Below are 14,918 nucleotides of genomic sequence, written 5' to 3' on the forward strand. Positions count from 1 at the left end.
TATATATGCAATCGTCAGTAAGGGGCATCGACCATATTGGTATTACGGTGCCCGACATTGAAAACGCCACCTTATTTTTTGAACAGGCTTTCGGCGCGCGGGTTTTATATCACTCTGTCGATGCTGAAACCGATAATATTGACCAGTCTGCCCAGCAACACACCTTAAGGCTCTTCCCCGGCACAAAAATCCGCGCCATCCGCATGCTCGCCATGCCCCACGGGCCCGGTATAGAACTCTTTGAAATGCACGGCCCAGAACAGGGCATGCCTGCCCGCGCCAGCGACTTCGGCTTGCAGCATTTTGCTGTTTATGTTGATGATTTTGAACATGCCATAGCGGCATTTACCGCTGCCGGTGGTGAGATGTTTACTAAGCCGAAGCCGCTCTCTTTTCCGGATGAACAGGGTGAAGGGAATGCTTTCTGCTATGGCCAAACGCCCTGGGGCAGCATTGTGGAATTGATCTCATGGCCTTCCCCAATGCCTTATGAAAAAACAACTAATTTACGCCGCTGGAAACCCTAAATTTTATTTCTGTGCTACGGGATGTGATATTTTTATTTCCAGGACGAATCTGAGCCACAACGGCAAAAATATTTGTCACTCTGAATGTGAATTAAGATTTTGCACGCCGTAACATTAAACAGAGAACGACACGGAGGCAGCATGTTTACTTATTACCCGGCACATACCACAGCAGCACAACCTGAACTCGTTAACGCGATTGCACAGGGTCTTCACGCCGAGCACGGTGTTGTAACTGAAGATGACATTTTGATGGAACTGACCAGGTGGGTGGAAGCCACGGACAATGACATCCTCAGTGACATCTACCAGCAAACTATTAACTACGTCGTCAGCGGGCAAAGGGCACCATTGTAAAAACCTGCTAAGCTGGATCTGCAACCTAAGGGGTTACATTTCGTTTGCGGAAGCAAACTTGTCCTTAAAACTATCAACAGGATTGAGGAGTTAACATGAAATCGAACCGTCAGGCACGCCATCTTCTGGGACTGAACTACAAACTCTCTAACCAGCGCAAGGTGGTTATTGAAGGGGGTAGCGAAACGCAGGTGACCCACGCCACCGGCAGGAAACGCCAGACCGGAAAGTAAGTTCCGGCACGACATTCACGACACCATCGGTAATCCCGGTGGTGTTTTTGTTTATGTGTTGCGGTAATTAACATTTAGCTCCTTTATAATACCCCCGACCGCAGCCCGCAGCGCACGCCAGAAAGATGACAAACAGCAGTGTCAGGGACGGTTCTTCTTAAAAAGAGTGAGTGACATGGATAACAAACTGAAAAAACATCGTTCCCTTTATATTCCTTACGCCGGTCCGGTTTTACTGGAGTTTCCGCTTCTGAACAAAGGCAGCGCCTTCAGCATGGAAGAGCGCAGCAGCTTTAACCTGCTGGGCCTGCTGCCAGAAGTCGTTGAAACCATCGAAGAACAGGCAGAACGTGCCTGGATCCAGTATCAGGGCTTCAAAACCGAAATTGATAAGCACATCTACCTGCGCAATATCCAGGACACCAACGAAACCCTCTTCTACCGCCTGGTGCAGAACCATCTCGAAGAGATGATGCCCGTCATCTACACCCCAACGGTCGGCGCGGCGTGTGAACGTTTCTCTGAAATCTACCGCCGCTCCCGCGGCGTGTTCATCTCCTACCAGAACCGTCACAACATGGACGACATCCTGCAAAACGTGCCTAACCACAACATCAAGGTGATCGTGGTGACCGATGGCGAACGTATTCTGGGCCTCGGCGACCAGGGCATTGGCGGGATGGGTATTCCTATCGGTAAGCTCTCCCTGTACACCGCCTGCGGCGGCATCAGCCCGGCCTACACCCTGCCGGTGGTGCTGGACGTGGGGACCAATAACCAGCAGCTGCTGAACGATCCGCTGTACATGGGCTGGCGCCATCCGCGCGTTACCGACGACGAGTACTATCAGTTTGTTGATGATTTTATTCAGGCCGTGAAGCACCGCTGGCCGGACGTGCTGCTCCAGTTTGAAGACTTCGCGCAGAAAAACGCCATGCCGCTGTTGAACCGCTACCGCGATGAGATATGCTCGTTCAACGACGATATTCAGGGCACCGCGGCGGTAACCGTCGGTACGCTAATTGCCGCGAGCCGCGCGGCGGGCAGCCAGCTCAGCTATCAGAAAATTGTCTTCCTTGGCGCAGGCTCCGCCGGGTGCGGCATCGCCGAACAAATTATCGCCCAGACCCAGCGCGAAGGGCTGAGTGAAGAGCTGGCCCGCTCCCGCGTCTTTATGGTTGACCGTTTCGGCCTGCTGACCGACGGTATGCCGAACCTGCTGCCGTTCCAGACCAAGCTGGTGCAGAAGCGCGAGAACCTGAAGAACTGGGATACCGATAACGAAGTGCTCTCTCTGCTGGACGTGGTGCGCAACGTGAAGCCGGATATTCTGATTGGCGTGTCCGGGCAGACCGGCCTCTTCACGGAAGAGATCATTCGCGAGATGCACAAGCACTGCGAACGACCAATCGTGATGCCGCTGTCGAACCCGACGTCACGCGTGGAAGCCACGCCACAGGACATCATCGCCTGGACCGAAGGCAACGCGCTGGTCGCCACCGGCAGTCCGTTTGATCCGGTAGTGTGGAAGGACAAGCTGTACCCTATCGCCCAGTGCAACAACTCCTACATATTCCCGGGAATTGGTCTGGGGGTTATCGCTTCCGGCGCGTCCCGCATCACCGACGAAATGTTGATGTCAGCAAGCGAAACGCTGGCTGGCCACTCTCCGCTGGTGAACAACGGTGAAGGACTGGTGCTGCCTGAGCTTAAGGACATTCACAAGGTGTCCCGCGCCATCGCGTTCGCGGTGGGCAAAATGGCGCAGCAGCAGGGAGTTGCGGTGAAAACCTCGGCCGACGCGCTGCAGCAGGCCATCGACGATAACTTCTGGATGCCGGAATACCGCAGCTATCGTCGTACCTCGATTTAACTCTGCGTTCCGACCGTTCCCTCTCCTTAAAAGGGAGAGGGAAAGCGAACACCGTCTACTCTTAATTCTCTTCCCGCTACTTCGGCATTTCCCCTCCCCCTTTATTTAAAAAATTAATACTCCAGCAATAATTCATACCCCAGTGAAATATAAAAATTACGCATAACACTTTTTGCCTAATAAACTGTTTTTTTTAAGCGTTTAGTAATGTTTTGCAATACTCATAAAAGGCGTTTTGAAATGACAATCCAGGGATACTGTTGGCTGAAAGGTGAAGGAAGCGCAGACATAAAAAGCACTTTTTATGTGCAAAATCGCGAGGGAAGCAAGGAGTTGATATGTACTACAGCAATCATGTAATACGTTATTTGCAGGCGAATAACATCCTTGCATTAAAACTCGACCATGCATTTACAGGCGTAGGAAAAGCCTTAACAAATCAGATTGAAACGATCGGCGCCGGTGCAACGCGCGCACTCTATTATACGTCATGCTTTACTGATGAATATCAGGACGTATGCCAGAAACAAAAGTCCGAAGACATCCGATTTACCAAAGGGGTTTATCATATTATATGGCATACAGATGTTGTGTATGAAATGCTCAAAATCTATTTTGAAGAAGTATTCCGGCACAAAACTTCCGATCAGCTAGAGCATATCAAACATTTGCTAATGTCAGTAAATATTCATATTGCCGCAAGTTCACTTACAAACGCAGGATTTGCTTTAGCAACAGCTTCATTTGTTGCCGCGGGCATGAGTTTAAGTCTTGAACTTAGTGTACTGACAGGACGAAGTGCAGGCGGATTTGTTGGGATTATTGGCATATATGGCGTTGTGCAGAAAGCGGCAGATAGCGCCAGTCGCCTTCATATAACCTACCCAAACTACTACTCGGCGTTATATGCACAAGAATTGGAAATGATGTACTTCCTGATAGAACCATTGTTTGAACGAGCTGGGGCGTTTAAAGCACAATGGGGGTCGGAAGATGAAATTGCAGATATCATCAGAAGGCTGATTTGATGAACATGATGATTCTTATTAAACGGATTTTCAGGCGGATATTCAGGTCATTGATATCGATGTACGGCCCTGCCTTATTGACACTTGCATTTGCAGTTGTATTTTTCCAATTTTTCCCAGATGGACCGATATGGCCTGTTCCCATATTCTGCATTTTCGTGATCGTTGTCTTTTATCGATATGTCAAATGGTAGCCATCAAAGGCTATCCTATTTATAAGGAAATATTATGTCTACACCCGCACACTTATGGCTTGAAGATGAAAATGGTTCGCCGATTGTTGGCAGTTGCCTTATGCCACTTCGACTGGGGTCTATCGAGTTAAAATCGTTCTCTCACGGTGTCACTATCCCAGTAGATCCAAGCTGGGGAAAGCTGACAGGCACGCGTGTCCATCGCCCTATCACAATAGTGAAGGAGTTTGATCAAACAACACCACTTTTGTACCGCGCTGTCTGTGAAGGCCGAACCATGAAGAAGGCGACAATTAAAATGTACCGTATTCTGGAATCAGGCATTGAGGCAGAGTATTTCAATATCATTCTGGAAAACGTCAAGTTCACAACGGTTGCACCGTACCTGTCTCCAAACGGTATAAGCAGTACTCACCTTGAAACGCTCGAACTGCGTTATGAAGCGATTACCTGGAAGTATACGGAAGGTAATATTATTTATCGTGATTTATGGAACGATCGTTGTTGTTCATGATGACGAAGGGGCGAAAATGAAAATGTATGATTGCCCATTAATGAAAGTGGTACTCCTTGTATTGAGTCAGATCCCACACTAGCCCTGTATTTTCTTATACGAAAAAGATAATCCTGGGCAGCAATGCTGGCCTCTGCTTGGTATACACTTAAAAAAGTTGTATAGTGAAAGTTACCAACAAACTCATAACATATAAGGAGGCCAATTATGCTGTATTGTGAAATTTTTAATTTTTCACATACTCTTGGCGATCGCATCAGCTCAAGCGTTATCGGTATCGTGCTGCGATAACTTCTGCTTGAGCGAAGCCACCACCCCCTGAAATCCCTTCTCTCGGGCTTACTGAGTTATCGTCAGCGATGTTTGACGAGGCATAACCATGCCTGTAACTCCTGGGTAAGCAACAATGAGCACTTTACTCACTGCACATTCACTACGCGTTGATACAGCGTTTGGCACGCTCTTCGACTCTCTCTCCTTTACGCTGAAAAAAGGCGACCGCCTTGGTCTGCTGGGCGATAACGGCTGCGGCAAAAGCACGCTGCTCAAAGTTCTCGACGGAACGCAACTTCCTGCGGCCGGAACGGTTTCTCGTGCGGGTTATTGTCTGATAGCGCGCGTGGAACAGCACCTGCCGGAGGCTATTTATCCCCTGACCATGCTGGATGCTGTGCTGGCTCAGCTGCCGACCGGCGAGCGCGACAGCCTGCGCTGGAAAGCGGAAACGCTGCTTGCAGGCATGGGCTTCACGCCGCAGGAAACGGCGCTGCAATCCGCTACGCTGAGCGGCGGCCAGCACACGCGTTTACTGCTGGCGCGAGCGCTGATTGGCGATCCGGATCTGCTGCTGCTGGACGAACCGAGCAACCACCTTGACCTGCCAACCCTGCTCTGGCTGGAGCAGTTTTTACAGAACTGGTCCGGCAGCTTTGTTCTTGTCTCACACGACCGGCAGCTGCTGGACGCGGTGACCAACGGCAGCTGGATCCTGCGCGATAAGATGCTGCACTACTTTGCCCTTCCCTGCACGGCGGCACGCAAGGCGCTTAAAGCAAAAGATGAAAGCGACGCGCAGCGCCATAAGGCGGAGCAAAAGGAGATCGACCGCGTAACGGCCAGCGCGAAGCGGCTGGCGACCTGGGGCAAGGTTTACGACAACGAAGATCTCGCCCGTAAGGCGAAGCAGATGGAAAAACAGGTCGAACGGCTGAAGGATAATCAGACGGAACTGACGGAGGGCAGCCAGTGGACCTTAACCCTGCGCGGGGACGCGCTGCGGGCCGACCGCCTGCTTGAAATCACCAACCTCGGCGTGCCCCCTGCGCCGGGCCTGCCTGAACTGTTTACGATTGAAAGCGCGCGGCTGAAAAGCGGCGACCGCGTTGCAGTTGTGGGTCGTAACGGCTGCGGTAAATCGTCGCTGATGAAGCTTATCTGGCGACATTTTCGTGACGACATCTCAGATGACGGGCTTAAGCGTCATCCGCGCGTCTCGCCCGGCTACTACGACCAGACGCTGCACCAGCTGCCGGACGATGCGGCGCTGCTTGATGCGCTGGAACCTTTCTCGCCCGATCCGCATACCCGCAAAATGGCGCTTATCAGCGCCGGTTTCCCGTGGGCGCGTCACGGGCAGAAAGTCAGTACGCTGAGCGGTGGCGAGCGTTCACGCCTGCTGTTTGTCGGCCTGACGCTTGCCCGCTATAGCCTGCTGATGCTGGATGAGCCAACAAACCATCTGGATATGGAAGGCAAAGACGCTCTGGCCGAAACCCTGCAACGGTTTGAAGGCGGCGTTCTGCTGGTAAGTCACGACCGTCATCTGATTAGCCGAAGCTGTAACCGTTTCTGGCTGATTGAGGACGGCAGGCTGAGCGAATGGCACGACGCGGAGGCGGTGTTCGACCGGCTGCGTGAAGGCACTGAGCCGGCTGCACAAGCGGCGTCGACGGCCGCGTCCAGGGCGCAACCTTTTCAGCCTGACGATCTGCTCGAACGCCTGGTTGCGCTTGAAGCGCTGCTGGAAGAGGACCTGGCGCGGAAGCCAAAACATCAGAAGCCGCAGTTGCAGGCGCAGTGGCGAAAAGAGATTGAGGAGATAGAAGCCCGGCTGTAACTCAGTACCCGGCGGTCGTTACGCCGGGTCATTTTTACCCTTTTCCAGACGGCGTTTTCCCCTACCGATTATTAGAGGATCGCCGTATTCTTAATCTGAAATTGCACTAAATAATGACATTATGTTGCGGATGCCTTGCATTACAGCGCCAACGTATTAATCCTTAGGAGGTATTACACCTGCTATGCAGATACTCATCATGAAAAGGAGAAACACATGAAGGCTGCTGTTGTCACTCAGGATCATCAGGTTAACGTCACGGATAAAACCTTACGCTCGCTCAGGCACGGTGAAGCGCTGCTGAAAATGGAGTGCTGCGGGGTTTGTCACACCGATCTTCATGTTAAGAACGGCGATTTTGGCGACAAAACCGGGGTGATCCTCGGCCACGAAGGGATTGGTATCGTCAAAGAGATCGGCCCGGGCGTAACGTCGTTAAAAGTGGGCGACCGTGCGAGCGTGGCGTGGTTCTTTGAAGGCTGCGGTCACTGTGAATATTGTAATACCGGCAACGAGACCCTGTGCCGCGACGTGAAAAACGCGGGTTACTCCGTTGACGGCGGCATGGCTGAAGAGTGTATCGTTACCGCTGATTACGCCGTAAAAGTCCCTGACGGACTGGACTCCGCGGCGGCGAGCAGCATTACCTGCGCCGGCGTAACCACCTACAAGGCCGTGAAGGTCTCTGAGATCAAACCCGGACAGTGGATTGCGATTTACGGACTGGGTGGCCTGGGCAACCTCGCGCTGCAGTACGCTAAAAATGTCTTTAATGCAAAAGTCATCGCAATCGATGTGAACGACGAACAGCTGAAGCTCGCCGCCAGCATGGGCGCGGATTTAACCGTGAACTCCCGCAGCGAAGATGCGGCAAAAGTGATTCAGGAGAAAACGGGCGGCGCTCACGCAGCCGTGGTAACGGCAGTGGCGAAAGCGGCCTTCAACTCCGCCGTTGATGCGGTGCGTGCCGGGGGCCGCGTGGTGGCCGTTGGCCTGCCGCCGGAAGCGATGAGCCTGGATATTCCCCGTCTGGTACTGGACGGCATTCAGGTGGTGGGCTCACTGGTGGGTACCCGTCAGGATCTGCTCGAAGCCTTCCAGTTTGCGGCGGAAGGCAAGGTCGTGCCGAAGGTCACGATGCGTCCGCTTGAAGATATCAACGCCATCTTCAAAGAGATGGAACAGAGCCAGATCCGTGGCCGCATGGTAATTGATTTACGCTCGTAAATCAGGGTTGGTCTCCCCACCCTAGGGTGAGGGGATCTCAACTGGGTAAAATCAGGCCAGCGCCCGGGCGTTGGCCTGGCGCTTTTTGGCACATAAATGTCCATACAACAGCAGCGAGGTCATTGCCGAGAAGGACAAGATCGCCGCCGGAAGCGTGACGTAGCTCCAGCTGAAGCCGAGAACGATCGTCATTCCGCCAAAATACGCGCCAATTGCACTGCCGAGATTGAACGCCATCTGCCCGCCTGCCGCCCCCAGCATCTCGCCCCCTTTCGCATTTTGCAGCAGCAGAATTTGCAGCGGCGCAGAGAGCGCGAACAGCCCGGCGCAGCAGACGAATCCCATCACCAGCGAAGCGGTTTTCAGTTCGCCAAAAGCGAACAGCGCCAGCAGCGAGGCCACTATCACCAGATCGGTGGTGGCCGCAATGCGCAAGGGGCTAAAGCGCGCGGATAATTTTCCGCTGAGCATATTACCCAGCACCATGCCCAGCCCCATCAGCATCATGATCGCGGTCATCAGCCCCTCGGAGAAGCCCGATACGTTGACCATAAAGGGCTTCACGAAGCTAAACCAGGCAAACACGCCGGCGTTGCCGAACATCGTGGCGGCAAAAATGAGCCACGGCTCCGGTTTCTTCAGGAAGCGAAATTGTTCCGTCAGCCGGGTGGCTGTCGTGTCGCGTATATCTGGCACCCACAGCAGGACCGACAGGATCACCAGCGCGTCAAACACCGCAATTAAAAAGAAGGTGTAACGCCAGCTAAACTCGTGCCCAAGCCAGGTTCCCAGCGGTACGCCCAGCAGATTGGCTACGGTCATCCCGGCAATCATCCCGGCGACGGCAACCGTCACCTTTCCCGGCGGTGCGATCTTCGACAGGACGATCGCCCCCACGCCGAAAATCGCGCCGTGCGGGAAGCCAGAGATTAACCGCCCCGCCGCCAGCCCGACATAGGACGTTGAGAAAGTAAACAGAGCATTACCGACGACGCACATCGTCATCAGAAACAGCAGCGTTGTTTTAAGGGAGAATTTGCCGGAGAACAGCGCCACAATCGGCGCGCCGATGACCACGCCAAAGGCGTAAAACGAAATCATATTCCCGGCGGAGGGAATAGAAATTCCCGTGTCATGCGCAAGCTCTGTCAGCACGCCCATGATGCCAAATTCAGCCATCCCCAGGCCAAAGGTGCCAAGCGCCAACGAAAAAATTGTCTTTTTCATACTACAGCCACGTTTGAAAAATATGCAGGGTGCATTATTGATTAAACTTGTATGGTGAGCCAGTTCAAACCAGCTTTCTGACACATTAATCCATTTATTCAGGCCGATTACACTCAGGCCACGGCCTCGATTCCGCGACCGGATACGGGCCGTGCCGCAGAGGTAGCGCCGCTTTCTCGAACGATTTCACAGAGTACATATAAAGGACGGCATGCAGATAAGGTTGAATTATCGAAACGCAGAGCTGACAAAATAAACCAAAAATCTTGCTTCAGGCATCTTGCAGATCGAGGGTAATTATACTGGAAGGCGGCTCGCATAATTTATATTACCAGGGGAAACGGTATTGTTTTTTATTGCCTTCGGCCGATAATGGCCTCACCAACCAAGGTGGAATAAAATGAAATCGAACCCATCCAAAAACATTTCTAAAAGAGAGCCTTTCACTGGAACAAGGACTCGCACGCCCTTAACGACAGCGGAGCGCGTGAGGCAACGACAACAGGATAAGGAGTTTATTAAAGCCATGAATGAATTAACGGCTAAAGGCGGATTACTGTCCGATGACCCTTATTTCGGAGGGCTTTGATGTGTTTTCAGTTTGACGTTTATCGTAACCCATCAGACAGAACGCGTGAGTATCAGCCCTATTTTATGATAATTCAGCACGATTATTATGAGGACTTATCGACAAGGCTTGTGGTGCCGTTAAGTTATCATAATCATTTAAAAGGGTATTTTCATGCCGCTACTCCTCTGGTGAATATTGATTTTCAGACTTTTTTTCTGAACACAGCAAACATAACTCACGTGGAGACAAAGAAATTAAATAATAAAAATTATGTATGTAATCTTCGTAGCGCAAGAAGCGGAGTTATTGCGGGAATCGATGCGTTAATTACAAATACATAATTCAGGCCCGCGCAAGCGCAGCGCCGCCGGACAAAGCCGACGGCGCAAGGCTTACTTCAACCCTTCCGAACTCTCTTTTTGCGCTTCAAGACGCTCAACGTCCCGATACCAGCGAGGATGGTGTTTCTGCGCCCAGCGGCGGCTCACCTTCCCTTCAATCATGCCCTTAATCGACCCTTTCACCCAGAATGCCATATACATATGGATCAGGATGGCGTGGATCAGAATAATGGCCGACGTTGCGTGGATCAGCAGCGCGTAGCGCACTACCTGAATCGGGAAGTAGTGGGCGAAATACGGTCGCCAGATGATGACCCCGGTTACCAGCAGCACAAAAATCATGCTCATGATGGTCCAGAACATCATTTTCTGCCCGGCGTTATATTTGCCTACCTTCGCTACTTTATGCTCGTTGCCTTTCAGAACTTCAACGATGCCTTTCACCCACGGAATATCCTGCTTATCCGGGATATTGTGATGGACGAAACGCACGAACATAAACATCAGCACCACGAAAATCAGCACGCCGAAGAACGGGTGAAGAATACGCCCCATCTGCGGTGTCCCGAAGGTTTCCGTCAGCCACTGCAGCGTCGGGAAGAAGAACGAGATGCCGGAGACCGCCACCAGGAAGAAGCAGATGACCACCGTCCAGTGACAGGCGCGATCGACAAATTTGGTGCGCACTATCATCTTCGACTTACTCATGATGCTCCTCCTCGTCGTCATCCACCTCTTTATTCGGCCCAATACCGATGTAGTGATAAATCAGCCCGGCAAAGGTGGCGATAAAGCCCGCCGCAGAGAGCGGCTTAAGCGCCCCTTTCCACAGGTTGATGGAGGTATCGATGGCCGGATCCTTCGGCAGGTTGTGATACAGCTCCGGCTGGTCATTGTGATGCAGGACATACATTACGTGGGTTCCGCCCACGCCCTGCGGGTTGTAAATACCCGCCTTGTCGTAGCCGCGCGCTTTCAGCTTGTCCACCCGCTGCTGCGCCACCTCGAGCATCTCTTTTTTGGTGCCGAAGTGGATCGCGCCGGTTGGACAGGTCTTGACGCAGGCAGGCTCCTGACCCACGCTAACGCGGTCCACGCACAGCGTGCATTTGTATACCCGGTTATCCTCTTTATTGAGGCGCGGGATATTAAACGGACAGCCCGCAATGCAGTACCCGCAGCCGATGCAGTTATCCTGCTGGAAGTCGACGATCCCGTTGGCATACTGAATAATTGCACCCGCCGACGGACATGCCTTCAGGCAGCCCGGATCTTCACAGTGCATGCAGCCGTCTTTACGGATGAGCCACTCCAGCTTGCCGTTCTGTTCGGTTTCGCTAAAGCGCATCACCGTCCAGGATTTGGCGCTCAGATCCGCCGGGTTATCGTAAACCCCAACGCAGTGCCCCACCTCGTCGCGAATATCGTTCCACTCCGAGCAGGCCACCTGACAGGCCTTACAGCCCACGCAGGATGAGACATCGATAAGCTTGGCGACTTCAGCCTTGTAATCCCGCGCGCGAGGCGCGGGGGTTATCGGGTTGGTCGCGGAGCGTTTAATAATGTCTTGTGTTTCCATCGCCATTTAATCGCTCCTTACGCTTTCTCGATGTTGACCAGAAACGCTTTGTACTCCGGCGTTTGCGAGTTGGAATCGCCGACGTTTGGCGTCAGGGTATTGGCGATATAGCCTTTCTGCGCCACGCCTTCAAAGCCCCAGTGCAGCGGAATACCGACCGTTTCCACCTGCTGACCGTGAACGTTCAGGGACTGCAAACGACGGGTAACCACCGCGACGGCACGAATAAAGCCGCGCTTGCTGCTCACCTTCACGCGATCGCCATTGGCGATCCCTTTCGCTTTCGCCAGCGTTTCGCTGATCTCCACGAACTGTTCCGGCTGCGCGATGGCGTTGAGCCGCGCGTGCTTGGTCCAGGTGTGGAAATGCTCGGTCAGGCGGTAGGTCGTTCCGACATACGGGAACTTGTCCTTTTTGCCCAGGCGCAGCACGTCGTCTTCATAGATGCGCACCACCGGACTCGACACCACGTTCGGGTGCAGCGGGTTGGTGCCGAGCGGCGTTTCCATCGGCTCGTAGTGTTCCGGGAACGGCCCTTCCGCCAGCTTGTCGATGGCGAACAGGCGTCCCAGCCCTTCCGGCTGCATGATAAACGGCCCGGTGTTGCTGCCCGGTGCGGCGGTGTTGAAGTCCGGGATATCGTTCCCCGTCCACTTCGTGCCGTTCCACTCGATCAGCATGCGCTTCGGATCCCACGGCTTGCCGTTCACGTCTGCGGATGCACGGTTGTACAGCACGCGACGGTTCAGCGGCCACGCCCATGCCCAGCCCAGCGTGTTGCCGAGGCCTGACGGATCGGCGTTATCGCGGTTCGCCATCTGGTTACCCTGCTCCGTCCAGCTGCCGGTGTAGATCCAGCAGGAAGAGGCGGTGGTACCATCGTCGCGCAGCAGCGCAAAGCTGTTCAGCAGCTGGCCTTTCTTCGCCACCAGGTTGCCGCTGGCGTCGTACAGATCCGCCAGCGCCACGCCGTTATTCTCTTTGGCCACCTCTTCGGACTCGGGACGATCCGGCTGCTTATAGTTCCAGCTCATCTTCAGCAACGGTTCAGCGCCCTTACCGCCTTCGGTGCGGTACAGCTCGCGCAGGCGATGGTAAATGCCGGCCAGAATTTCACCGTCATTACGCGCCTCGCCCGGCGCATCCTGGCCTTTCCAGTGCCACTGAAGCCAGCGGCCAGAGTTCGCGATGGAGCCATCTTCTTCCGCAAAGCAGGTGGACGGCAGGCGGAACACTTCGGTCTGAATCGCTGCCGGATCGACATCGTTTGATTCACCGTGGTTCTGCCAGAAGGTAGACGTTTCGGTGACCAGCGGATCGATAACCACCATGTACTTCAGCTTGCTCAGGCTGCGGACGACTTTGTTTTTATCCGGGAATGAGGCTACCGGGTTAAAGCCCTGGCAGATATAGCCGGTGACGTCGCCCTTATCCATCATGTTGAAATACTTGATGACGTCGTACGCCTGGTCCCATTTTGGCAACCACTCAAAGCCCCAGTCATTCTCTTTCTGCGCCGCGTCGCCGTAGAAAGATTTCATCAGGCTCACGGCAAACTTCGGATAGTTACTCCAGTAGTTCACCTGGTCCGGTCGCGTTGCTTTTGGCGTGTTGGCGTCAAGCCAGCTTTGCCAGTCGCTCTGCTTTTCGGACGGCAGCGTCAGGTAGCCTGGCAGGCTGGTGGACAGCAGGCCGAGGTCGGTTAAGCCCTGAATGTTGGAGTGGCCGCGCAACGCGTTCACGCCGCCGCCGGCCATCCCCATGTTGCCGAGCAGCAGCTGGATCATTGCCATGGTGCGGATGTTCTGCGCGCCGACGGTGTGCTGCGTCCAGCCCAGCGCGTACAGGAACGTGGTGGTTCTGTCGGCGGCACTGGTGGAGGCCAGAACTTCACACACTTTCAGGAAGTCCGCTTTTGGCGTACCGCAAATATTCTCCACCACGTCCGGCGTATAGCGGGAAACGTGCTGTTTCAGCAGATTCCACACGCAGCGCGGATCGGTCAGGGTATCGTCCCGTTTCGCGTAGCCGTTTTCGTCGAACTGATAGTTCCAGGAAGATTTATCGTACTGACGCTTCTCTGCGTCATAGCCGCTGAACAGGCCATCTTCAAAGGCAAAATCTTCCCGCACCAGCAGGCCGGCGTTGGTGTAATGCTTAACGTATTCCGCGTTAATCTTGTTGTTTTCGATCAGGTACAACAGCACGCCGGAGAGGAACGTAATGTCCGTACCGGAGCGGATCGGCGCATAAATATCGGCCACCGATGCCGTACGCGTAAAGCGCGGATCGACGACGATCAGCGTCGCATCGTTGTTGTTTTTCGCTTCCATCGCCCAGCGGAAGCCCACCGGATGGGCTTCTGCGGCGTTACCGCCCATCACCACCACGACGTTTGCGTTTTTGATATCAACCCAGTGGTTGGTCATCGCACCGCGACCAAATGTTGGAGCAAGACTTGCTACCGTTGGTCCGTGTCAGACGCGCGCCTGGTTATCAACCGCCAGCATGCCGAGGGAGCGCACAAATTTTTGCGTCAGCATGCCGGTTTCATTACTCGCCGCAGACGCGCACAGCATCCCGGTGGAGGTCCAGCGGTTAACCGTGACGCCCTGCTCGTTCTTTTCAATAAAGTTGGCGTCCCGGTCCGCTTTCATCAGTTTTGCGATACGGGAGAATGCGTCGTCCCAGGAGATGCGCTGCCACTTGTCGGAACCCGGCGCACGGTACTCGGGATAGCGCAGGCGGTTTTCACTGTGAACGTAGTCCAGCAGCCCCGCCCCTTTCGGGCAAAGCGCCCCGCGGCTCACCGGATGATCCGGATCCCCTTCAATATGATAAATCGCTTCTTTGGCGTTCTTCGCGCCATCACCCAGGCTATACATCAATAGCCCACAACCCACGGAGCAGTATGTGCAGGTGTTACGGATCTCTTTCGCACGCAGCAGTTTATAGTTGCGTGCCTGAGCCAGCGCCATTTTGGGAGCGAATCCCAGCATAGCGGCTGTTGTTCCGGCCATACCGCCCGCGCAGATTTTAAAGAATTGTCTGCGGCTGACGTCCATTGCTGTCCTCGTTATCTGATAAGACTTCGCGCCGCAAACTAACAGCAAAGCCCCTGTTTTTTTTGC

General features: G+C 53.8%; 14 protein-coding genes. 10 read left to right on the plus strand and 4 right to left on the minus strand.

Going from position 1 to position 14,918, the window contains the following annotated elements:
• Positions 1-5: 5 nt before the first annotated feature.
• The 9 genes from IM304_RS11890 (at position 6) to adhP (ending at position 8,069) form a co-directional block, all read left to right on the plus strand.
• The gene (locus tag IM304_RS11890; RefSeq protein WP_193355163.1) at positions 6-527 is read left to right on the plus strand and encodes a VOC family protein; all 522 of its coding nucleotides are present in this window, start codon (positions 6-8) and stop codon (positions 525-527) included.
• Between the two features lie 141 nt (positions 528-668).
• Complete coding sequence (gene bdm, locus IM304_RS11895; protein ID WP_148419808.1) at positions 669-884, plus strand: biofilm-dependent modulation protein; 216 nt, start codon at positions 669-671, stop codon at positions 882-884.
• Between the two features lie 95 nt (positions 885-979).
• Complete coding sequence (sra, locus tag IM304_RS11900) at positions 980-1,117, plus strand: stationary-phase-induced ribosome-associated protein (protein WP_148419807.1); 138 nt, start codon at positions 980-982, stop codon at positions 1,115-1,117.
• A 175-nt stretch (positions 1,118-1,292) separates the two neighbouring features.
• Positions 1,293-2,990 carry an NAD-dependent malic enzyme gene (locus IM304_RS11905; RefSeq protein WP_148419806.1) on the plus strand — a complete coding sequence of 566 codons (1,698 nt, stop codon included), beginning with the start codon at positions 1,293-1,295 and terminating at the stop codon, positions 2,988-2,990.
• 338 nt (positions 2,991-3,328) lie between these two features.
• Complete coding sequence (locus IM304_RS11910; protein WP_193355164.1) at positions 3,329-4,018, plus strand: hypothetical protein; 690 nt, start codon at positions 3,329-3,331, stop codon at positions 4,016-4,018.
• A 5-nt stretch (positions 4,019-4,023) separates the two neighbouring features.
• Entirely contained in the window at positions 4,024-4,212 is a 189-nt protein-coding gene (locus tag IM304_RS22255) for a hypothetical protein (RefSeq protein WP_120158352.1), read from the plus strand.
• Positions 4,213-4,246: 34 nt separating this feature from the next.
• Entirely contained in the window at positions 4,247-4,726 is a 480-nt protein-coding gene (locus IM304_RS11915; protein WP_193355165.1) for a type VI secretion system tube protein TssD, read from the plus strand.
• A 406-nt stretch (positions 4,727-5,132) separates the two neighbouring features.
• Entirely contained in the window at positions 5,133-6,842 is a 1,710-nt protein-coding gene (locus IM304_RS11920) for an ABC-F family ATP-binding cassette domain-containing protein (protein WP_193355166.1), read from the plus strand.
• A gap of 216 nt (positions 6,843-7,058) precedes the next feature.
• Positions 7,059-8,069, plus strand: coding sequence for an alcohol dehydrogenase AdhP (adhP, locus tag IM304_RS11925; RefSeq protein WP_193355167.1), 1,011 nt, complete (start codon positions 7,059-7,061; stop codon positions 8,067-8,069).
• Positions 8,070-8,120: 51 nt separating this feature from the next.
• On the opposite strand, the gene araJ is transcribed toward adhP, so the two are convergent.
• Positions 8,121-9,296, minus strand: coding sequence for an MFS transporter AraJ (araJ, locus tag IM304_RS11930; protein WP_193355168.1), 1,176 nt, complete (start codon positions 9,294-9,296; stop codon positions 8,121-8,123).
• A 588-nt stretch (positions 9,297-9,884) separates the two neighbouring features.
• Here araJ and IM304_RS11935 point away from each other — a divergent pair.
• Positions 9,885-10,208: a CcdB family protein gene (locus tag IM304_RS11935; RefSeq protein WP_193355169.1), complete on the plus strand. Its 324-nt coding sequence runs from the start codon at positions 9,885-9,887 to the stop codon at positions 10,206-10,208.
• A gap of 51 nt (positions 10,209-10,259) precedes the next feature.
• Here the strand turns inward: IM304_RS11935 and fdnI are convergent, their stop codons facing one another.
• From fdnI to fdnG, 3 genes are read right to left on the minus strand one after another with little or no spacing between them, the layout of a single operon-like run.
• A complete protein-coding gene (gene fdnI / locus IM304_RS11940; protein WP_176610272.1) occupies positions 10,260-10,916 on the minus strand; it encodes a formate dehydrogenase-N subunit gamma in 657 nt (218 codons plus the stop codon).
• Positions 10,909-11,793 carry a formate dehydrogenase subunit beta gene (gene fdxH, locus IM304_RS11945; protein ID WP_148419801.1) on the minus strand — a complete coding sequence of 295 codons (885 nt, stop codon included), beginning with the start codon at positions 11,791-11,793 and terminating at the stop codon, positions 10,909-10,911. The genes fdnI and fdxH overlap by 8 nt, the downstream gene beginning before the upstream one ends.
• Before the next feature lie 11 nt (positions 11,794-11,804).
• Positions 11,805-14,852, minus strand: coding sequence for a formate dehydrogenase-N subunit alpha (gene fdnG / locus IM304_RS11950; protein WP_193355170.1), 3,048 nt, complete (start codon positions 14,850-14,852; stop codon positions 11,805-11,807).
• Positions 14,853-14,918: the final 66 nt, after the last annotated feature.

The sequence above is a fragment of the Enterobacter cloacae complex sp. P40C2 genome (assembly GCF_014930695.1).
Taxonomy (GTDB): Bacteria; Pseudomonadota; Gammaproteobacteria; order Enterobacterales; family Enterobacteriaceae; genus Enterobacter; species Enterobacter pasteurii.